Genomic DNA, 22,431 nt, shown 5'->3' on the forward strand with positions numbered 1-22,431 from the left:
AAATAGTTAAGCGTTAATATCAGGTAAAAATTCATTCCTTTAGCAAAATCATCGTTCGTTATTGCAGGCTTTGCTAAAGAAGCGATATTGAAAGTTAAGATGGCATGATCTATAAAAAATAGCGTATGACGATTAAACCTAAAAAGATCATAGTAAGGCTCAATCGACATACCTGTATCAGCTAGCACTGCCGCTAGCTGATGGTAAGTACATAACAATAGCTACTTAAAAAACCAACTTAACGCGCACTCATATCTGGTACAGGGCGTAGATCTTCACCCGTATATTCTGCGCTTGGACGAATGATACGGTTATTGGCACGTTGCTCAAACACGTGAGCTGCCCAGCCAGTCAAGCGTGAACAGACAAAGATTGGTGTAAATAGCTTGGTTGGGATGCCCATGAAGTGATAGGCAGATGCATGGAAAAAGTCAGCATTACAGAATAGCTTTTTCTCACGCCACATCACTTCTTCACAGCGTACCGATACGGGGTATAACACTTCGTCGCCAACATCAGCAGCCAGCTTCTCAGCCCAGCCTTTGATGACTACGTTACGTGGATCTGATTCACTATAGATGGCATGACCAAAGCCCATAATTTTGTCTTTACGAGCCAGCATGCCCATCATCTCGGTTTCGGCTTCATCAGGTGAGCTAAAGTCTTCAATCATATCCATCGCCGCTTCATTCGCGCCGCCATGCAATGGACCACGTAGTGAACCGATTGCGCCCGTGATACAAGAATGAATATCAGATAAGGTAGAGGCACAGACACGAGCAGTAAAGGTCGAAGCATTGAACTCATGCTCTGCATACAAGATAAGCGAGACGTTCATGACTTTTTCGTGTAGCTCGTTTGGTTTTTCGCCTTTGAGTAAATGCAGGAAGTGTCCGCCAATAGTGGCATCATCTGTATCAGTATCGATACGCACATTATCATGGCTAAAACGATACCAATAGTTGATGATCGACGGGAACGCTGCCAGCATGCGGTCAGTTTGATCATTTTGCTGAGCAAAATCAGTCTCAGTCTCAAGGTTACCGAGCATAGAGCAACCAGTACGTAGTACATCCATTGGATGCGCGTCGCTTGGAATGCGCTCAAGCACATCTTTTAATGCTTGTGGTAGCCCGCGTAGTTTTTTTAGCTTGGCTTGATAGGCATCAAGCTCGCTCTGAGTAGGCAAGTTACCGTATAGCAACAGGTACGCTACTTCTTCAAAAATACACTTGTCGGCTAGCTCTGATACGTCATAGCCGCGATAGGTCAGACCAGAGCCTGATTTGCCGACGGTAGATAGAGCGGTTTTACCAGCGACTTGTCCGCGTAGACCTGCGCCTGAAAGTTCTTTCTGTGCTGCCATGGTTACATTCCTTTTGTAGGTAGCTTTTTTGGGTGAAAACGGTGTTTCTAACAATGTTTCTGATGAGAAATTTATTGATTAATGACTGACTATAGCGCCAGTTGAGCGTTATGCAGGCTGTTCAGGCTGTGGACCGTCTAAGTCGACATTACAGCGCTTAAACTCAGCTTCAATAGGGCCATTCAAGACCTCCATTGCGCTGCCTTCGCCTTCTGCATTGTTGATCTTCATATATTTGGCACCCAGTGGTGACTCCATGAAGGTCTGGATTTCAGTCATTTCTTCTGGGGTAGGGTCAGCCATCGGGGTTGCGACTTCTTCGCCATTCATGACACGCAATTGCTCATTGCCAAAAGCAAGCAGCTTTTTGCCAACGTCTGACGTATAAAAGCTATCTAGCTCTTTTAACTCTGCATCGGTGAATTGACCTCTATAAAAGCTATCAACTTCGGCTTTACCCAAGTCCTTATCACGCGATTCAAGGCAGCTGACTTGCTCTTCACTGAGCGCACCACTATTGATAATTGGCGCAAACAGTAGACTGTTAACGGTATCTAACGTAATTGTCGTCATGACCAAGTCGTCTTGAGAGACAGCATCTGATGGCACAGCTTGGGTCGCAACTGTATCGGTTGCTTCACTGGTAGTCGTGTCAACGTTATCGACGGTTTCTGGCGTGTTATCACAGCCAGTTATGAGTAGTAGTGCCGCCAGCGTACTACTGAGTAGTGACGCTCTAAAAGCAGTATGAGAAGTAAGCAATGACATAAATAACCTAAAGGTAAATAAAGACGGGTTTTGAAACAATAAAGTCCACAGAGATGGTTTATCGTTTCGGCGTTGCTACTTGGCAATTATTAGTTATTAACTACTTATTATCAGCAAATAGCTTGTCTAGTGTCTGCTCAAACTCATGGTAGTTCAAGAAATCATAGAGCTCCATGCGAGTCTGCATGGTATCGACGACTTTATCTTGTGTACCATCATCTAACAAATGCTGATAAACGTTCAATGCCGCTTTGTTCATAGCGCGGAAGGCAGATAGTGGATATAGCACCATCTCGACACCCACACTATACAACTGATCAGTGGTATATAGATCTGTCTGACCAAACTCTGTCATGTTTGCTAGTACTGGAATATCCAATACATCAGTGAACTTACGATACATCTCGATATCGGTTAGCGCTTCTGCAAAGATCATATCTGCGCCCGCTTCTTGGAAGGCAACGGCACGTTCCACAGCAGCGTCCAAACCTTCTACTGATAGGGCATCTGTACGAGCCATCACTACAAAGTCAGGGTCAGTTTTTGCGTCCAATGCCGCCTTCAGACGGTCGACCATCTCTGAGATACTAACGATTTCTTTGTTAGGGCGATGACCACAACGTTTTTGTGCTACTTGGTCTTCGATATGTACTGCCGCGACGCCTGCTTTTTCCATTTTTCTGATGGTCTGGGCGATGTTAAACGCACCACCAAAGCCCGTATCGATATCAACCAATAATGGTGTATCAACGGCATCGGTGATACGGCGAGCATCTTCTAGTACGTTATCAAGGCTGGTCATACCGAGATCAGGCAAGCCAAATGACGCATTGGCCACGCCAGCACCAGAGAGATACAACGCTTGATGACCAACTTGGGTCGCCATCATCGCTGTATAGGCATTGATAGCGCCTGCAATCTGTAATGGCTGGTTGTTATCATTTTTTTGAGTGAGAGCACTGCGAAAGCGCGCGCCTGCTGAAGATGAAGTCATGTGATTGTCCTTACATGGAGGGAAAATATTCTAATTGTTGTAGTTGATTATACTCAATTATTCATGCCTGAAAAGTTTGGGTTCTTAATTAGTAGTTAAAAATAATAATAACTAAATGTAGTATTTTTGATAGTATTCATAATTCAAATAGCATTATGCAATTATTGGTAATTTCCTATGATAAGTATTCATATTGCTTAAAATTACAGCTTTTAGAATCGTCTATTTTTTACATTTAGTTACAATTACTAAAGTTGCCTTGCTTTATTGATATAGTTACACCTATTAAAAAGCCCCAACAGCTAGGCTATTAGGGCTTCATTCTATTCGAATAGAATGATTAAGTGCTGAGTTTTAAATTAAGCAAAAGCTTAAGCAAATAAACCTGCCATATTGGCCAAGAACAATAACGCGAAACCTGCCAAGAATATCAAGCCCGCGATAGACAGAGCATTCATACCTGCTGACAGTTTTTTATGCTTTTTAACCAATGAGTAGTTTAACCAACCGAAAATAGGCGCAGAGACGAACGCCGATATCATGGCAAACTTAAGCATAGCGCCTAATTGTCCTGTGAAGAAAGTGATAATTACTAGCCCACCACCGATAGCATAGGTAGTCCAAAAAGCGATCTGCTTTTTATTGATTTCGCTTTCACCTTTTAGCAGGCGCCAGCATTCAGCATTAGCGCGTCCATAACCATCAGCACAGGTAATGGTCGTGCCAAACATACACATAAAGGCGACGAAAGCGACCAGCAATCTCGACCATTCACCAATGGTTGCGGTATACATATTGATCAACTGGTTGATATAAGCACCGCCGACCAACTCAATCTCTTGTCCTGATCCGTACTGGACAAACACACCTAACGATAAGAAGAACAACGCCAATATCGCTGAGACGGCATAGCCAACATTAAAATCTAACAAGCCTTGGCTATGCGTGGTGTGATCTGCTTTGACTTTGGCAGAGGTCCACATAGAGGTAATCGCTGCAAACTCTAGCGGTGCTGGCATCCAGCCCATGAGTGCTACGATAAAGCCCAACGTGGCTAGGTTCCAAGGAGAGGCCGCCACAAAATCTACTGCCATAACGGTTGGCTTGCCAGCAGCAATGATAACTGCAGCAACGGTGGCCGTGGTAAGCGCAATCATAATCCACTTAGTCACACCATCGAGCAATTTATAATGCCCTGCAATCAAAAAGAACCAAGAGACCGCGACGATAATGAGAGATAACGCCATTGTCGACAGACCAAGTGAGGCTGGCAACATAAAGCCCAAAATTACGGCAGCGATAAGTGAAACCGCACCCGTACTAATAACCGCTGACAAGATAGAAAGAATAAAATATACCCAAAGATATACCTTTGAGCGTTTGGCATAGCCTGCAATCAAACTCTCGCCAGTATCGTAGACGTAGTCAGTTGCAAAGCGAAAAAACGGATACTTAAACACGTTGGCCAATACAATCATAATAGCCAATTGCCAACCATAGATAGCACCCGCCTGTGTTGATGAAATCAAATGCGAACCACCAATGGCAGCAGTCGCCATCAAAATACCTGGGCCAAAGATGCGCCAGCTAAAGCCCTCTTGTTGCGAGGCAATGCTATCGTCAGGGGCACTTGGGTTGTTGAGTTGTTGTGTGGACATGAATACCTCGAAATGGTTAAAACAGCAAATTATCACTTACCTGTGTCAGCTTGCCAATGATCAGAAAAGAACGTCCTATAAACCGTCTAAATATAAAACGATTTACATCGTATCGACTTTATCACACCAACACTGTCTAGGAGAATGATTATTCTAGTTATTATTACTATTTGTTTGCATTGCTATTCTTGTTAGTTAGCATACTTATAAAATAATATCAATATTTAAAATGAATTATTTTTGGCGGTTCTTTATAACACAATATTCAACGGATATCTGCCCATTTAGGCCTGTGACACAAAATTTTGCTGCCGATAAGTAATGCCGCGCTGCTCGTAGACGTGATAAATGGCTGTGAGCAAGTCAGGTATTTTGGGATGTACAAAGTCTTTGAGGGTGTGTAAATAAATAGGGGAGGTGACATTTTCATGAACCAAACGTTGGTAGCTGATCTGTTCCGTACGTACGGTTTGCAAGCTGGCAGGCACCAATGTAATGCCTTCTCCTGCCGCGACCAGTCCCAATGCTACCTGCAAATCGCTGACTGTCGTGGTCATAAAAGGTGAGATGCCATACTGGGCAAAAAGATGTAGTAAAGGCTCAGTAATAGGCTCGCTAGCGCTAGATGATGCTTCATGAGTAGCAGCACGGTTGACTCTATTTGTAGATAACTTGTCGCTCGATTGGGTTCCTGTCTCTGTCGTCACCGTGGACGATACTGGCAAATGTGTTTGATGATATAAAATTAAGCGATTGTTCGCTAGATCTATCAAGCGCTGCTTACGTACATTGGCAAGCGGATGTGATTTTGGCAATGCCACCACGTAGCGTTCATGACGTAGCAGAATCTGCTGAATCCATGGGTCTTGATGGGCAAATCGGCCAAAACCAATATCAATCTCACCAGACTTGAGTGCATCTATTTGTTGATATGAGCTAATGTCTTTTAAATTAACGTCGATATCAGGGCTGAACTGTTTAAGCGTGGCAATGATTTCAGGCAACAGGCCATATAGTACTGAGGGCACAAAACCTATATTTAAAACGCTGCTAGGTGCTGATAGACGCTGAGTCATACTAGTCACGGTATCAATCTCGGTAAGGATGGTGCTTATTTTATCGTAGAAGAAACTGCCCGCTTCAGTCAGATGTAGTGGCCTGTGGTAGCGATCAATAAGCACCACGCCCATGTCAGTCTCTAACTGTTTTAGTAATCGACTCAGGCTTGGCTGTGACAGTCCTGTCTTGGTGGCGGCCGCGCTAAAGCTGCGCAAGTCGGCAACCGCAATAAACGCATTAAGCTGTTTTAAATCCATACTATTGAGCCTGTCATAGTCTATGTTGTCTTCATGATGTTTGTTTTTACTTCTTATTTATCCTGCAGTTGAAGACAATTTGCACAAATATTCATGACATTAAAAAAATTGTGCTTGAAGATAATGGTATGAGCAACTATATTGAGTGCTGATAACACTGTTACACTCTAGCAAGAAAAATCAAAACTTCATCTTAGCAGTCATTTAACGCCAGTAGAACAAACTGGTTTGGTATTATTCTATGAGCGACGAAAAAGAAGACATCGGTACTGATTTTGACGAAAAATTGGCTAAAATCGTTCACCAGAAGTCGCGTAAGCGTAACAACAATGATATCTATGAACGTTTTATTAGTCGTGTTCATAGCTCTGAAGATAGTAACAGAAAAAATTCGAAACCATTGGAAGGCGCACAAAAACTTCCTGCTTTTGAACCATTAAGTACAGAAGAGTTACAGCTGTTTGAAGATCAAAATATCGACGAAGGATCAAAAGTAAATGCAACTTTTGATTTTTCAAATCAAAATGTATCACAAACTCATATACCGAGCATAGAGGATTACGACTATAGTAGTGTTAGTGATGTCGGCTCACATACTGCAGATTCAGAATACACAGAAAATAGTAACGATACGGACTTGCCTGCTGCTACCGCCCATTACAGTGAACCTACGACAGGTATCATGTCTAACAATGACTCTATAAATATTGAAGACTTAGTAGAATCAACCTCTGTTGAGGAAGTAGTAACCAAAAGCAATGTAAAGAGTAACAAAAAACCTATCGTTATTGGTATAGTTGTTGGCTCAATAGTATTGGCTACTATCATAGTGATGCTTATATTTTCAGGAATATTATCAACTTCTGCTGTTGACGATAAAGGTAACAGTGCTGATACTCATGTAGAGAAAGACAGTACACCAGTTATTGACACTGAGACAATAACACCTGTCGAAAGCCAAACAGTTACTGATGACATTGACCTTATAAGTGAGCAACCAGCATCCATCCAGCAGAGTGCTTCAGATAATAGCAGACCAGACATGCCAGCTGCTAATGAACTAGAGTTGAATCCTGAAAACTCTACAACAGGAGACGATGTTGCTGTTTCGGAAACTGAGGAAGCTGCTATTACCTATGATGATTTTAGGCAAGAGTCACAAACCACATTGTATAGAGAAACTAACGATTAGAATGGTGATGTTTCGTTTAGTTTAACCCATTAGACAACACATAGGATACACGGTCATGTACCGTTGATAACGTGAGTTGAACTGGTACGTAGCTATGAGTAATTTAAATAACATTAGTAGCGGTAGTGCTACTAAATCAAAAAACATTAGACCACGCAGGCGTTTTTTCTTTATCGCCAGCATGGTCTTTATTGTTCTACTAGCTATGTATCTATTTGACCGTACTGCTTCTACGCTATCTCAAGCATCGTTCACCAATAACGGTTTAACGGCAAGCAATATTGCGACAAAAAGCAGTTTTAATAACATTCCATCACAATCGTATAGCCAAAGCGACTATGTAATCTCTGATATTTATCAAGAGAATGATATCATTAGTTATGATGACTTCAAACAAGAAGCTCAAAATGTACTATTTCGTGATGAAGGACAGTTTAAACAAGCTACCTATAGCACACATGGTATTACGCCTACCATTAGCATTGAAGACTTTAGAGTAGAAGCGCATAAAACCTTATATCGTGAATCCAGTTATTAGGGCTGCTATTAGCGCTATAAGATTATAATGATAACTATAAGTCAGTAAGTGAATAATATTAAGCCCCATTTTTCTATAAACCAGACGAATGGGGCTTTTTTGTGGGCTCAGTGCTCCATGCTTTGCTGTATGTCATCTGTCGCGCTCAACGCAACCGCTACGAAAGCGGCAGCCGTTGCACTGTGATTGGTCTGCTTGTATTGGATATGCACGGGTATGTGTGTGCTGACGTTGTTTAGCATCATAAAGTGACAGCCATCGCTATACAGTTTGCGTACGCAATAAGGCGCAATCGCTACTCCTAAACCGGTCGCTACCTCGGTTACCAATGTCTGCATGTGCTTGGGTTGACTGATGATATTGGGCGAAAACCCAGCTTGTCTGCATAGCATGATGGTTTCATCAAATAGACCAACTGCTTCATCACGGTTAAAAATAATAAACCTATCATCTTTCAGCTGCGCCAAATCAATGGTTTTTTGATTGGCTAATGCATGGCTCTGGTTCACAATCGCCACCAATTTGTCGATATAAATACTGTGGCTAACAAAGTCATTAGCAATAGCGCTCGGCAATGGTCTTGAGAAAGCAATATCGATGCGATCATTGTTAAACGCTTCTATCTGTTCGGTCACCGTCATCTCAAACAATGACACATGTACGTGCGGAAATTGGGCTTTATAACTGCGTACCAACGTGGCCATAAAGGTCAAACAAGCTGAGCTTAGATGCGCAATATTGAGTGTGCCGACTTGTCCATCATGGGCTCGTTTGACTTGTGTCTTCGCTTGCTCTGTCAAGGTCAAAATAGTGGCAGCGTCTTTCAGCAGTTGCTCGCCAGCTGGCGTGATAGTTACCTCACGAGAAGTACGATTAAACAGCACAACACCCAATTCTGTTTCTAATGATGAAATATGACGACTGATAGCAGGTTGTACGGTATACAGCTCACGCGCCGCTTCCGAAAAACTCTGGTGCTTGGCCACGGCCATAAAGCTTTTGAGTGTTTTTATATCCATACCATCAATCCCTTTTATTAACATCTTTCATCAAAATCTTGCTCAGTCTTATTTTTTATCTATACAGTATTTATATGGATTCAATCATATACTATCATTTTTGTTATGGTTTGATAGGTTCTATACTTGCGGCATGATTTATTAAGTCGAGATAACAATGGATAAGCCAGTACCAGTACTAAACCAATCGTCAAGCCAGTCATTAAGCAGATTTATTTTACTGTTAATGACCGCCGCTATTGCCGCAACCGCCGCCAACCTTTATTACAATCAGCCGATTTTACCGCTCATCGGTCATGAGTTTCATTTGACCAACTCACAACTGGGTAGTATTCCGGCATTGACACAGTTTGGTTATGCGTTTGCTTTACTGTTCCTCTCACCATTGGGCGATTCGATTGCGCGTAGACGCCTGATTGGTATTCTGTCGTGCTTATTAGTAGCTGCTTGTGTTTTTGCAGCGATATCACCCAGTTTACCCGTACTACTGCTATCGGTGTTTTTGATTGGTGTCAGCGCCAATATTACCCAGCAGCTCATTCCTTTTGCCACATCCATGGTATCTCCTGAAAACAAAGGTGCAACCCTTGGTACTCTGATGATGGGATTGACCATAGGTATTCTATTGTCCCGAACTTTAAGTGGATTTATAGGGGAGCAATTCGGTTGGCGCAGTGTATTTGTGATGTCTGCCGTATTTGCTGCCATATTTGGGATATTGTTACGGGTGTTTTTGCCAACCAATACGCCGCATACCACACTGCGTTACTTTCCACTTATCAAAAGTAGCTTAGCACTGTTTATAAAACATAAATCCCTGCAAAAATTTACCCTTGCTGGCGCATTTTGGTTTGCCTCATTCAATGTACTGTGGGCAACACTGGCGATTTATGTCAGCGATGCGCCTTTTAATTACAATGCACAGCAAGCAGGATTGTTTGGTGTGGTTGCGCTGGCAGGCGTGATAGGGGCCAGATCCTCTGGCAAATGGGTCAATAGATTAGGCTCTAAAACCTTGGTGATGATGGCATTGGCACTGGCTGCCACAGGCTTTGCTATTACAGGATTGTTCGCAGGTAATTTGGTGTCGCTGATTGTCGGTATTATCTTAATCGACTTTGCTGTATTTAGTGCGCAAGTGGCCAATCAGGTTTGCGTCTTTAGTATCGATCCCGCCGCCCAAAGTCGCATCAACGGTATTTATATGTTGGGTTACTACACAGGCGGGGCACTGGGGTCTATGGCGGGTGTCAAAGCTTTTGCCCTATACCAATGGCCAGGAGTGGTGGTGGTCAGCATCGTCTTTATTATAATCAGTGCAATATTCAATGCATTCGCCAAAAAATAAGTGATATCAGTACAGTTATATCCGTAATAGATATCGAAACGACTAGGGACACATATGAACCAATTAAAAACCGCAGGTAGTTTTACCTTACTGTGTATTGCCAGTTTGACCATTATGGTTGGCACGTTACTGGCACCTGGCTTGGTCAGCATTTCGGCAGGCTTGGGTATTACCGGCAACAGCGTGCTATTAATCACTTTGCCGTCATTGGGTGCGGTGGTATTTGCGCCACTAGCTGGCAAGTTAATCGATAAATATGGCGCGTACAAACTCTTGATGATTGGTTTGTTTTTATACGGACTTGCAGGTGCCAGTGCTTATCTTCTACATGGACCAGCACAGGTGTTTAGCAATCGGTTTTTATTGGGCGGTATAACGGCGGGCGTCATGGCGAGCTGTACGGTACTAATCTCTACATGGTATCAGGGGGAGGCTCGCTTAAAGATGATTGCCAAGCAAGGCATGTCCATTGAGCTGGGCGGGGTCATATTCTTATTTTTAGGTGGCTTGCTGGCCTCACAGTTTTGGGCATTACCGCTATCGATTTATTTGATTGCGTGGGTGTTTTTAGCCATGCTACTACTGTTTGTACCACGGCATCATGCAACTGCTGTAAACCATGAGCAGATTACCAAGGACGATAGTAAAACCATCATTAGTGGCTTATCGCTAAAAAATGTGTATCTTATCTCAACCTTAGCGATGACCATATTTTTCACCTCAACCGTGTTATTGCCCATCACTATGCATGAGTTGAGCTATAACGAATCACAAATTGGTCAACTGCTGGCCTTTATCTCTTTGGTGGCGGTCGTTACTGCAGGCTTTATGCCAAAAATAATCAAATGGTTGAATGAACCTAAAGTATTGGCACTGGCATTTTTAGCGTTTGCGTTGTCGTATATTTGCTTTACGCAAGCCAGCTCCCTGCTATTAGTATTAGGCGCACTATTGATCGGCATTGGCTTTGGTTTTAGTATTCCGCTGTTGAACCATATGACCGTCGAGCTAAGCGCTGCTAAAGTACGTGGCCGTAACTTATCTTACTTTACGATGGCGGTGTTTTCGGGTCAGTTCTTCACATCATTTATGGAGTACATGCCGGGCGGTGCGCACAACGTGTTTATTATGTGCAGCGTGTTCAGTGTCATCATTAGCATGGTTTTATTTGTGAAAGGTCGTAAAGCTGCTTGATAGAGCGTTTATACTTTCCATAAGAAAACATGAAGGAAGTAGCTTAGAGTCATCAACAGACACTGAGCCAAACACTGTTGCTGTTGCTCTTGCTCTTTATATTACAATCACAATCACAGCATCAGTTAGCTTGTGGGTCGTGTTAAGCCAGTTGCTTTTTAAGCGTTCTTAAACGGCTTTTAAATTCTGAGCGGTCAACATAACAGCCTTTGAGACGACGCTCACCGACGTTTTCATCAAATGCGTTACGCCCATGCAGGACTCGGCGGTTATCAAAAACCACCATTTGACCAGCCGCTAGTTTTAACTCAATCTTATAGCGACTGTCTTTTAGTCGAGCCATCAGCTCTCGATAAGCAAGATAGTAGTCGTACATAACGTCACTTGGCAAATCAAAAATATCTGCAAGATGGGCGTTGTATTTGATTTCCACAATATTGCCAAAGTTATCTAGATTGATGACGGGGTGGTGCTCACGGATATCATGGTCAGTGTCATGAAAACGAAAGGGGATGGCATATTCGGCCAGCAAGCGAAAATACTCAGGCTGCTCTTCTCGTAACCCTTCTAACACCTTTAATCCATCTACGAAAGTAGATTCACCGCCTATGCTTTCATTACTCAAAAAATGCAAAAATTGATAGCCTGGAGGCAACTCCTGATTTGGCAAGTCGGTATGCAACGGTAATGATAGCGAGGTATAAGCTAAATTAATCGGCGACTTTTCTGATATCACATCAAAGGTCATACCGAAATTAGTCTGACGTAAATAATCGACTCGCATAGCGGTCTGTACACCAGCTTCAGAGTCGTCTGGCATATTATCAATGATGGTAAGCCCATATTTATCCAGCGTACTCATCCACTCATATAAAGCGCTGTCACTGGTCATGATGCTCTGCTGATCATACATCGGAATGTGGTCAATAAACGTGCCATCCCAGCTTTCATAAGGACTGCTATGATCCTTGGCCAATGCACTAGAATACCCAAACTCACGTAACCAACTCTGATCAAAGTGGCTGATATGCGCTTGTTCTGACCATTCAATCGTTAGCGTTGTATCATCAAAAGAGACAGAGAGTGGATGGATATCTTTTGAGACACTCAGCAAATCAAAGCTACGCTCGCCAGTGTGCGGATGAAAAGCCGATGGGCAGTTATCACGCAGCCAGATATAGTGATACGTACTGTCGATACCATCATTCCAGCGTATTTGAATGGCGTGATCAATGAGCGCAACGGATTCTATTTGATAGTCAGTTGCTACGGCGATGTCTAGAGATGGTGTTGCTTGAGGCGTTTCCATTGGAGCAGACCCTACATATACATGAAGTAAAAATATATTTTACGGTATCTTGTTAGGATCGGTTATTCAAACAATGAATTACGAATCACCTAATGGGCAATATCAATCAACGCAGTACTAAACTGCGATTGATATCTGGCGAGATATTTTCTGAAGGGTTTTAAATAATATTAAGGCTTCGCGAACGAAGCCCTAATATTTGCGATGATTGGTATAAGCTTTTTGTTTATTCGAAAGCTACTTATCGAAAAGCTACCCTAACCAGTATTTCGTAACCCTGCAGCCAGCGCATTGATACTACGGATCAATGGATCTTCTACATTAAGGTCGCCATGTGCCAAATCGTTCGGGGTGTCCTGTTGTCTGGCACGCTTTAACAGCTCAATCTGGATATAGTTGATCGGATCTAGATAAGCGTCTCGCCACTGCAGGGATGAAGCAAGATTCTGCTGATTGGATAATAAAGAGTCTTGCTCAAGCAGAGAGTTTAATCCTGAATTGGTCAGCGTGTATTCATCGGTGACCGCTGTCATAATTTTTTCGCGTAACGGCTCATCATCACATAGTTGGCTATAGGCCTCGGCAATATTCATATTGGCTTTGGTAAAGGCCATCTCGATATTACTGATAAACACGCTAAAAAACGGCCAGTGCTTATTCATCTCTTTCATCAATGCTTCGTCTTTTTTGACGCTATCTAGCGCACTACCAACGCCATACCAAGCAGGTAAGGTAAAACGTGCCAGTGACCAGCCAAATACCCAAGGAATCGCTCGCAAGGTGGTCTTACTTGGCAGGCCTTTTTTGCGATGGGCTGGACGTGAGCCAATATTTAATAACGAGATTTCTTGTACTGGGGTGACCTCGGAGTAGAATTTATAAAACCCTTCAGTATGATCGGTCAGCTCGCGATAACGCTGTTCGCCAGCATCTGCCAGCTGTGCAAACAAGGATTCATACTCTGGCAACTCAGTCGGTTGCACCACAAACCTTGAAGAGCAGGCTTTGAGTGTACCCGTGATTGCCATGGTCAGCTCAAACACAGCAGTATCTGTATTGGCATACTTGGCATAGAGCACTTCGCCTTGCTCAGTTACTTTAATCTGACCATGTAGCGTGCCAGCTGGCTGTGCAGCAATGGCTTTGTGTGTTGATCCACCACCACGGCTCACAGAACCGCCACGACCATGGAACAAGCGTGTTTTTATACCATATTGCTCAGCAATGTTATTAATGGTTTGCTGTGCACTATAAAGCTGCCATGCAGAGGTGATAATACCGCCGTCTTTTGATGAGTCTGAATAACCCAGCATAATCTCTTGCGTGTTATCCGTGTTCCGTAGCAGTCCACGATATAGTGGATTATCTAATACGGCAGGCAAGATTTTATCGATATTTTTGAGATCTTCGATGGTTTCGAACAACGGCGCAACTGGCAAATCAGCAGACAATTGACCTTCGTCATCAATTCTGCATAAGCCTGCAAACCGCATGAGCAGCAATACTTCTAGTAGCTGGCTAGCATTATTGGTCATCGAGATCACATAGCTACCAAAAGTAGCCTGTCCCACCAGTTTGCGTAGAGTGGCGACCGAATTCATCAGTGACAATTGCTCACGCGTTTTGTCTGTCAGGTTATCAGTATAGATAAGCGGCGTGCCTGGTTTTTCTAGCAAGCGCGTCAACCACTCTTGACGTTCGGTTTCGCTTAGCGTTTGATAATCAGGCAGGTTGGAGGCACTAGCAAAGATATCGGCAATCACTTCGCCATGATATGACGACTCTTGACGGATATCGAGCGCCGCCAAATGAAAGCCGCAAGTTTTGACCAAACGAATGACATCTAGTAGTAATCCTTCTGCGTGTGCCGTATCGTGTGTATTGACACTTTGGCGGATAATGCGCAGATCTTCTAGTAACTCTTCTGGATTGGCATAGGCATCCTTTTCGGCTTCGATATCCGTACCTTTACTTTGGATGCGGCGATTGGTGGCTTTAACTTTAGTCAGAATGATAGAGAGCAGGCGACGATATGGCTCATTGCCATAGTCATCGAGGTTATAGTCAAACACACGCTGATCGAGCTCATCATAACTTTTGATTTTGGCATATACGTCAGGTGAGACGGTGACAATGGTGTCACTATGAATCAGCTGTCGGCGCAGTTTTTTGAGTAGTACTTGATAGTGACGCAGCACGGTATCCGCATGCATCAATACAGCAAGTTCTGTGGTCTCAAAAGTCACAAAAGGATTGCCATCTCTATCGCCGCCAATCCATGAACCAAAGCTCATAAATGCAGGCAGTGGATAGTCTGTGAGCTCTGGATAGATATCGACAATGGCTTTTTTGATATTACGATATACTTTAGGAATGGCATTGAACAAACTGGCGTTAAAATAATGCAGACCGTTATTAATCTCATCATATACCAATGGCTTACGGGTGCGCACTTCATCAGAAGACCATAATAGATCAATCGTTTGCGCCGTTTGCTCTTTGGCTTGTTCATAGGCAAAGCTGTTTTCAGACACGTTGTTTAAAGCATCACTATGTGTGAATAGACTTTGTAAGATATTCATCGTGGTACGGCGACGCGCTTCGGTAGGATGCGCCGTAAATACAGGTGTAAATTTTAGCTGATCAATCAGCTCTTGCATTTGAGCAGGCTCAATATTGCGTTCACGACACTCAAGTAAGGTACGACGAAATGATCCTTCCCAGCTTTGCTCAGACTGCATACGCTGCGCATGACGCTGCTCACGCAAGTAGTTCTCTTCACTTAGATTGGCAAGGAAAAAATAGATAGAAAAGCCGCGTATGACATTCTTTAAGGTTTGATTGTCCAAAGAAGCAATAAAATCGATAAGCTGCTGTTTATGCGCTTCATTCGGCTCACGGCGCTGTTGAATAAAGCCTTTGCGCAGCGTCTCAATCGTATCTAGCGTCTGCTCACCAGATTGGCGAGAAATAGCATCACCTAATAATGAACCCAACAAGCTGGTGCGTTTACGTAGTACGTTGTTATCTAGTGTCATCTTCAACCTTCCTATCAAATGAGTGGATACAATACTATGGTTATCTTATACGTAATATCCTTATAGTTTTTTGCAATTTAACATAAATAGGTGAGACCTGCTTGATGTTGATAGCAACTTTTTTTGCTAGCAGATACTAGCAGACCTCTAATGCACTATTATTAGAGCGATTTTTTGTGACCATGCTCATTGCTATATTCTATCCAAAAGTCCGCATTATCCACTCCAGCCTTTCTAGGGTCAAAGACAGGGTTTATACCTAATTTCATCTGCTCGTCGTAGTCTTTTAGAACTTTTAGAGCAACTTTACTTAGCAGTAAAATGGCAATGAAGTTTAAGTAGCACATACTACCAAACCCTATATCACCTAATGCCCACATCATACCGATCGACTGGACACTACCCGTGAAACAAACGATTAAAAAGACCAGTTTGAGTACATGCTTGAGAATGGGGTAGCGCAGTTTATTGTCCAAATAGACCAACGTAGTTTCGGCAATATAGTAATAAGCAACCAAGCAGGTGAAGGCGAATAAGAAGATAGCAATCGCAACAAAGCCACTTCCATACTGGTTGAAGACAGTAGATACAGCCGCTTGGGTAAATGCCGTGCCAGCTTCAATACCCGGCATATTATCAACTAGGGTTATACCTTCAGGGGTCACCACGTTATACATGCCAGTTGATAGAATCATCAACGCTGTTGCAGTACAGACAAGCACCGTATCGATGTAGATAGAGAAGCTTTGCACTAAGCCTTGTTTAGCAGGATGTGATACTTCGGCTGCCGCTGAGCTAAAGGTCGCCTCACCAGCACCCGCAACGTTTGAGAAAACAGCACGGCGTACGCCCCAAGAGATAGCGGTCCCAACCATACCACCAAACACTGCATCCATGCCAAAAGCGCTCTTAAAGATAAGTGCAAACATTGCAGGGATATTTTGAGCGTTAAATGCCAATACAATCACCATCATGAGGATATAACCAATTGCCATGACAGGTACGACTTTTCCTGCAAAATTAGCAATACGCTTCACACCGCCAAATATAATGATACCTAAGAGTACGACTAGGATAATCCCTGTTATAACAGGCGGTATATTAAATGCTGTATTAAAAGAGTCCGCAATGGTATTAGCCTGAACGCCAGGCACTAACACGCCGTAAGATAGACAGGTCACGATAGCGACGATGATAGCAAAAGGTTTTAGCTTCAATCCTCTTTCAATATAAAAAGGGGAGCCGCCACGATATTGATCACCGACCTTATGTTTGTATACCTGCGCTAAGGTAGACTCAATAAAAGCACTAGCACCACCTAACACACCCATGAAAATCATCCAAAATACTGCCCCAGGGCCACCTGCTGCAATTGCTGTTGCAACCCCAGCAATATTACCCACACCAATACGTCCTGATAGCGCCATACAGAAAGCTTGGAAGGAGCTAATCCCTGCTGATGAGCTTTGTTTGTCGAACAACAGCCTAATCATTTCTTTGAAATAACGGATTTGTACGGCACGAGTCATAATCGTAAAATATATGCCGACGCCTAACGCAAGATAGACTAGGGCGTCACTCCAAATATACCCGACGATAGTATTGATGATATTTTCCATAACTTTACTTCCTTGTAGTGTTTTCGGTTATGCTGACTTGGGCATGGATAGCGGACAATGTCAGTTTTTAGTTCACCAACCAGATAGTTTTGGTTTGGGTATACTGGGACAACGCCTCTAAGCCATTGTCACGACCGCCGAAGCCAGATTGTTTATAACCACCAAAAGGTGTCGTAATATCACCCTCAGAGAAACCATTAATCGAGACGGTACCAGCTTTAATAGCGGATGCCACGCGGAATGCGCGATGGATGTTTTGTGTATAAAAGGAAGCGGCAAGACCGTAATTACTCTGATTGGCGAGCTGAATAGCTTCCTCTTCGGTTTCAAAACTAGTGACAGCTAAAAGTGGGCCAAAAACCTCTTCTTTAAACAGCGTCATATCCGGGCTGACATTATCAAAGACGGTAGGCTCGATATACCAGCCACTACCGAGTTCATCGTGGATACGTCCACCTGCGATCAAACGAGCACCCTCCGTTTTGGCAGTATTGAGATGTGATATTACTTTCTCAAAATGCGCTTTTTCGATCATTGGGCCAATAGCGACCTCGGGATCGTAAGGGTGACCAACCTTCCAAGACTGAAGACCTTTTTTTAATAGCGTTAACAAGGCTTCTTTTTGGCTAGAGTGGACAAGTAGACGTGAACCACAGCTACAGTTTTCGCTCATATTCCAAAACGCAGCGGATAAAATATGCTCGATGGTTTGTTCATTGATAATGGCATCCGCAAAAACGATTTGAGGGCTTTTGCCACCACACTCTAAGACCACTTCCTTGAGGTTGCTTTGTGCAGAGTACTGTAGAAATAGTCGACCGACCTCAGTTGATCCTGTAAAAGAAACCATATCAACATCCATATGCTGACCGAGTGCCGCACCTACTTCTTCACCAAGCCCACAGACTAACTGTAACGCCGCTTTTGGCACGCCAGCCTCGTACGCCAATTGTGTTAATCGATATGCTGAGAGCGAGGTCAATTCAGCCGGTTTAACAATGACTGAGTTGCCAGTTATTAATGCGGGTGCAACTTTCCATGCATACATTTGTGCTGGAAAGTTCCATGGTAGTACTGCACCCACTACACCGATAGGTTCTTGTACCACAAGGCCTAGCGCATCAGCGCCAGTAGGAGCAACCTTGCCAAAAACTTTATCAGCCGTTTCGGCGTACCATTCAAAGGTTTCAATCGTAGCGGGCAGGTCAGTGTTGAGACATTCCGTAATAGGCTTGCCTGCATCGACGCAATCTAAGGCAGCTAACTCATCCATATACTCATGCATCAATTGACACCAGCGCTGCATGATAGCTTTGCGCTCTGCAGGAGACATCCGTCGCCACTCACCATGTTCAAAAGCGTCTCGGGCTGCCGCGACCGCCGTATTAACATCTTGCCGACTCCCATTAGCAGTGCTACCTATGCAGGTATTATCAATAGGGCTGTAGTTAGGGAGTGTTGTCTCGGATACTGGTACTGTAGTATCTATTAAATGGCCTGCCCAAAGCTGTTGGTTGCTGGCGAGTTCGAAGACTTGCGCTGTGGTCATACTCATTAGATTGTCCTTTTCTATACAATGGTAGGAACGATAAGAATGGTGCGATGTATCAAGACAGAAGTGCTAAAAATGACTGAGTCTCTTCTTTTGACATATCAGTCAAAGGTAGTCGTACTGACCCAACATTGATGCTCCCGTTAATGCAGCCTGCTTTGGCTTTTTGGTTATAGTTTCCAGACTCCATAGAGTGGATAGCAGGATACATGGCTGTCATCAGCTCTTTAGCACGGTTCCAATCGCCTTTTTGTGTGGCTTCAAACAATGCGACTTGTTCTGCTGGGAATACGTTAGCCGCACCAGCGATCCAGCTCTTAGCACCCCAAAAGAAGAAATCTACTGGTTGGTCGTCACAACCACAAACCACTTCAAAGTTTTCAAAATTAGCCTGTAGCATACGTAATGCATGACTAAAATCGCCGCTGCTTTCTTTGACACCTACAATATTGGGATGTTTGGATAAATGCGCGACGGTTTCAAACTCAATGCTTACACCGACGCGTGCTGGAAAGTTGTACATAATGATAGGTAGGTTAGTGGCATCAGCGACGGTTTCAAAATGCGCAATAATACCGTCTTGGTCTGGTAAGCTATACGGATTGGCTGATAACATTAAGCCGTCGTAGCCCAAATTGTTGGCTTGGTGCGCAAGTTCGATAGAATGATTGGTCGATAAACTGTTGATACCTGCAATCAGAGTGACTTTGCCTTTGGCAGCATCAGCGATAGTGGTCAAAACCAGTTCACGCTCTGCAGGCGAGAACGTGTAGTATTCACCCGTTGTACCGCAAGCTACGATTCCGGTAACGCCTTTTTCTATGAATACATTGACCAGTTCGGTTAGCTTTTGAGTATCGATATCTCCATTAACATCGAAAGGAGTAACGATAGGGACTAAAACGCCATGAATGTTCATATAAATATCCTTATTTGGAATTAAAAGCCGTTAGTAAGCCATGAGCTGTTAGCGACGTTGTTGGTTCTATGAGTTGTCATAGAGATGAGAGGTTTGATTATTTAAAAGACTTGAGTTTAAAGCGATCTAGACGATAAGCAGTAGGATCTACCATGGCAGTATCGCCAAAATATAATGCTGCGATCATCTGTGCGCTTACCACAGCTTGGGTCAGACCTAGATGCTGATGACCAAAGTTTAAAAAGACAGAATTACGTCTATCTATAATGGGTAGAGAGTCTGCTGTAGAAGGTCTAAACCCCATCCATTGCGTATTGCTGTCGCTATCCAATGGGGTCTTTAGCATTGCTTGAGCTTGTTTCAATAGCATGTCCGCACGGTTCATATTGGCGGGTGCCTCAAGTCCTGCATACTCAACAGTGCCAGCCAAGCGCAGCCCTTTTTCCATTGGTGTCATAATAAAGCGGCGATCCATGCTAGAAACAGGCAGGTTGAGGCGCTGACTTTCGTTAGGAAGCATCAGGTGGTAGCCTCGCTCTGTATCCATTGGTACTGAGACATCTGTGAGCTGTTTGGCTAGGGGTTTAGAGTGCGCCCCTGCTGCGAGCATAACTTTGCTGGCATGAAGCTGCTTTTGTGTCGTCGTCAAACGAATACCATCAGTTATTACTTCCGCGCTCAGAACACGGCAATTCTCATAAATTTGACCACCAAGCGATCTAAAAATAGTGCTTAATTTATGGGTAATGGCTTCTATATTGGTGATATGACCTGTCTCTGGAAAAAACAAAGCACCCAGTTGATTGTCTTTTAACGCAGGCTCAAGATCTGTCAGTGCTGATTGTGAGAGTAGGTTGTTAGAGACCCCTAAACTGTTTAAGCATTGACCGTGTTCAGTCAGCATTTTTAGACTGTTGGGTTTCTCTGCGGTCAATACGGATCCTTGTACTTGTATCCAAGAATGTAACTGCCACTCTTTGGCAAAATCTTGCCAAGCTTGAAGGCTCTGTGCATTTAATGCCAAAAGCGCTTGGTGACTGCGTGCAAATGGTTCGGTACGCATATTAAGTAATAGCTGAAACGCCCATGGTGCTAAGCGTGGAAGGTAGCGCCAATCTATACGCAGAGGCCCTTCGGGGTTGAGTAGCATGGCAGGAACATGTCGTAAGATACTGGCATCAGCAATAGGAAAAACCTGTTCAGTGGCTATGTGACCTGCGTTACCATAAGTTGCGCCGCGAGCGATTTTGTCCGCTTCCAAAATTGCAACTTTTACCCCGCGAGATTGTAGAGTAACTGCAGCACATAGCCCGATAATGCCACCACCGATGATATGTATATCAAACACTTGTGTGTCCATGAGAGTCTCGCTTTTCTGATCTTACTTAGCAATAATTGGTTATTTCCTAAAAGCCATACAAACTGGTATTTATAAAGAGATACCCCATTTGAACGGATCGCTGTCTTGAACGATGAGAGAGGTCTCTGCACATACGTAGGCGTACCCTCGGATTGTGGGGATAATAGTATTGATAGGGTGGTTATGAAGAGAGCTATGATTACTAAGTACATCAATAGGCTGATAGCTGGCACTAAAGACACTGCCAATAATGCTTTGCTGATACCAAGTCTCACCAGGTGCGAGTACATTGTCTGCGGCTAAGCAAGCCAATTTGGCACTGGTTCCAGTACCACAAGGAGAGCGATCGTAGGCAGATCCAGGGCATAATACGAAGTTTTTGCTGTTAGTGCCGGCGAGATCGCTCTTGCCAAACAGTTCTATATGATCAATTTCGCCATTGTCAGCACCCGTGATTCCAGACTTATGAAGTGCTTCCTTAATCTGTATGCTAAATTGAGTAAGCGCCTTAACATTACTGGCTTCAATAGCTTGCTTATGATCGTTGACTAGGAAAAACCAATTACCACCCCAAGCGATATCTCCATAGATAGGACCGATATCAGGTACTTGAACTTCTACTTGTTTTTGGTAGCGATAAGAAGGGACATTCTGGACGCTACAACTACCATCATCATGTAAGGTTGCTTTAACTAGGCCTACGCTTGTTTCTAGATAGTGATCACCAGTGGTTATTTTTTGTTGATAAGCTAGAGATGCAATAACGCCGATAGTGCCATGGCCACACATACCTAAATAGCCATGATTATTAAAGAAGATCACGCCAGCCGTGGCACGAGGATCAGAAGGCGGGCACAAAAGCGCTCCGACAAGCACGTCATTACCACGAGGTTCTAGGATAATACTTTGACGTAAATGATCGAAATTCTGTTTGAAGTCCTGAAGTTTTTCTTGAATAGATTGCCCACTAAGCTCAGGAAATCCTTCATATACCATACGAGTAGGTTCACCGCCAGTATGCGAATCAATAATCTTAAGAGTAAAAAGCGTATCAAACATGACTGCCTACCTGATTCATCCGTGAGTTAATATACTGTTAGCGTTATTCATAAATGAACAAGGCGTAAATATAGAATGACGTTTTTCAGAAAAGCAGTCTTGATGTTTTTATATGAATAAATGCGCATTTCTGCACAGGTTATAAAGATATTTAGGAGTATAAATATGGTGTAGCACTCTAA

Annotated in this window: 17 protein-coding genes; 4 read left to right on the forward strand and 13 right to left on the reverse strand. The window is 43.5% G+C overall.

Annotated features, from left to right (window positions below; genetic code table 11):
• Window positions 1-238 precede the first annotated feature (238 nt).
• The 5 genes from prpC to B2863_RS01190 all read right to left on the reverse strand — a co-directional run bounded on the left by prpC (window position 239) and on the right by B2863_RS01190 (window position 6,102).
• Window positions 239-1,366, reverse strand: coding sequence for a bifunctional 2-methylcitrate synthase/citrate synthase (prpC, locus tag B2863_RS01170; protein ID WP_296206938.1), 1,128 nt, complete (start codon window positions 1,364-1,366; stop codon window positions 239-241).
• Between the two features lie 108 nt (window positions 1,367-1,474).
• The gene (locus B2863_RS01175) at window positions 1,475-2,134 is read right to left on the reverse strand and encodes a DUF2059 domain-containing protein (protein WP_296206940.1); all 660 of its coding nucleotides are present in this window, start codon (window positions 2,132-2,134) and stop codon (window positions 1,475-1,477) included.
• 100 nt (window positions 2,135-2,234) lie between these two features.
• The gene (prpB, locus tag B2863_RS01180; RefSeq protein WP_114700000.1) at window positions 2,235-3,128 is read right to left on the reverse strand and encodes a methylisocitrate lyase; all 894 of its coding nucleotides are present in this window, start codon (window positions 3,126-3,128) and stop codon (window positions 2,235-2,237) included.
• A gap of 371 nt (window positions 3,129-3,499) precedes the next feature.
• Entirely contained in the window at window positions 3,500-4,786 is a 1,287-nt protein-coding gene (locus B2863_RS01185) for an NRAMP family divalent metal transporter (protein ID WP_413786743.1), read from the reverse strand.
• A gap of 284 nt (window positions 4,787-5,070) precedes the next feature.
• Window positions 5,071-6,102, reverse strand: a complete 1,032-nt coding sequence (locus B2863_RS01190) for a LysR family transcriptional regulator (protein ID WP_296206942.1) — start codon at window positions 6,100-6,102, stop codon at window positions 5,071-5,073.
• 241 nt (window positions 6,103-6,343) lie between these two features.
• Between B2863_RS01190 and B2863_RS01195 the strand changes: the two genes are divergently transcribed.
• Together B2863_RS01195 and B2863_RS01200 are read left to right on the forward strand one after the other, a co-directional pair.
• Window positions 6,344-7,294 carry a hypothetical protein gene (locus B2863_RS01195; protein ID WP_296206943.1) on the forward strand — a complete coding sequence of 317 codons (951 nt, stop codon included), beginning with the start codon at window positions 6,344-6,346 and terminating at the stop codon, window positions 7,292-7,294.
• Window positions 7,295-7,388: 94 nt separating this feature from the next.
• The gene (locus B2863_RS01200) at window positions 7,389-7,832 is read left to right on the forward strand and encodes a hypothetical protein (protein ID WP_296206944.1); all 444 of its coding nucleotides are present in this window, start codon (window positions 7,389-7,391) and stop codon (window positions 7,830-7,832) included.
• 107 nt (window positions 7,833-7,939) lie between these two features.
• Here B2863_RS01200 and B2863_RS01205 read toward each other — a convergent pair whose 3' ends face one another.
• Window positions 7,940-8,851 carry a LysR family transcriptional regulator gene (locus tag B2863_RS01205; protein WP_296206946.1) on the reverse strand — a complete coding sequence of 304 codons (912 nt, stop codon included), beginning with the start codon at window positions 8,849-8,851 and terminating at the stop codon, window positions 7,940-7,942.
• Window positions 8,852-9,008: 157 nt separating this feature from the next.
• On the opposite strand from B2863_RS01205, the gene B2863_RS01210 reads away from it, so the two are divergent.
• Together B2863_RS01210 and B2863_RS01215 are read left to right on the forward strand one after the other, a co-directional pair.
• Window positions 9,009-10,199, forward strand: coding sequence for an MFS transporter (locus tag B2863_RS01210; protein WP_296206947.1), 1,191 nt, complete (start codon window positions 9,009-9,011; stop codon window positions 10,197-10,199).
• 54 nt (window positions 10,200-10,253) lie between these two features.
• The gene (locus B2863_RS01215) at window positions 10,254-11,393 is read left to right on the forward strand and encodes an MFS transporter (RefSeq protein ID WP_296206948.1); all 1,140 of its coding nucleotides are present in this window, start codon (window positions 10,254-10,256) and stop codon (window positions 11,391-11,393) included.
• A 142-nt stretch (window positions 11,394-11,535) separates the two neighbouring features.
• Here B2863_RS01215 and B2863_RS01220 read toward each other — a convergent pair whose 3' ends face one another.
• The 7 genes from B2863_RS01220 to B2863_RS01250 all read right to left on the reverse strand — a co-directional run bounded on the left by B2863_RS01220 (window position 11,536) and on the right by B2863_RS01250 (window position 22,249).
• Window positions 11,536-12,702, reverse strand: coding sequence for a TauD/TfdA family dioxygenase (locus B2863_RS01220; RefSeq protein WP_296206950.1), 1,167 nt, complete (start codon window positions 12,700-12,702; stop codon window positions 11,536-11,538).
• Between the two features lie 257 nt (window positions 12,703-12,959).
• A complete protein-coding gene (gene ppc / locus B2863_RS01225; RefSeq protein WP_296206954.1) occupies window positions 12,960-15,740 on the reverse strand; it encodes a phosphoenolpyruvate carboxylase in 2,781 nt (926 codons plus the stop codon).
• 161 nt (window positions 15,741-15,901) lie between these two features.
• Window positions 15,902-17,359, reverse strand: coding sequence for an alanine/glycine:cation symporter family protein (locus B2863_RS01230; protein WP_296206955.1), 1,458 nt, complete (start codon window positions 17,357-17,359; stop codon window positions 15,902-15,904).
• Window positions 17,360-17,426: 67 nt separating this feature from the next.
• Window positions 17,427-18,914, reverse strand: a complete 1,488-nt coding sequence (locus B2863_RS01235) for an aldehyde dehydrogenase (RefSeq protein WP_296206956.1) — start codon at window positions 18,912-18,914, stop codon at window positions 17,427-17,429.
• A gap of 52 nt (window positions 18,915-18,966) precedes the next feature.
• Window positions 18,967-19,830 carry a 4-hydroxy-tetrahydrodipicolinate synthase gene (gene dapA, locus B2863_RS01240; protein WP_296206957.1) on the reverse strand — a complete coding sequence of 288 codons (864 nt, stop codon included), beginning with the start codon at window positions 19,828-19,830 and terminating at the stop codon, window positions 18,967-18,969.
• A 97-nt stretch (window positions 19,831-19,927) separates the two neighbouring features.
• Window positions 19,928-21,190 (reverse strand): NAD(P)/FAD-dependent oxidoreductase, encoded by a 1,263-nt coding sequence (locus B2863_RS01245; protein ID WP_296206959.1) that lies wholly within the window; start codon window positions 21,188-21,190, stop codon window positions 19,928-19,930.
• Between the two features lie 69 nt (window positions 21,191-21,259).
• The gene (locus B2863_RS01250; protein ID WP_296206961.1) at window positions 21,260-22,249 is read right to left on the reverse strand and encodes a proline racemase family protein; all 990 of its coding nucleotides are present in this window, start codon (window positions 22,247-22,249) and stop codon (window positions 21,260-21,262) included.
• Window positions 22,250-22,431 lie beyond the last annotated feature (182 nt).

It is taken from the genome of Psychrobacter sp. UBA3480 (assembly GCF_002377945.1).
In the GTDB taxonomy this organism is placed as follows: Bacteria; Pseudomonadota; Gammaproteobacteria; order Pseudomonadales; family Moraxellaceae; genus Psychrobacter.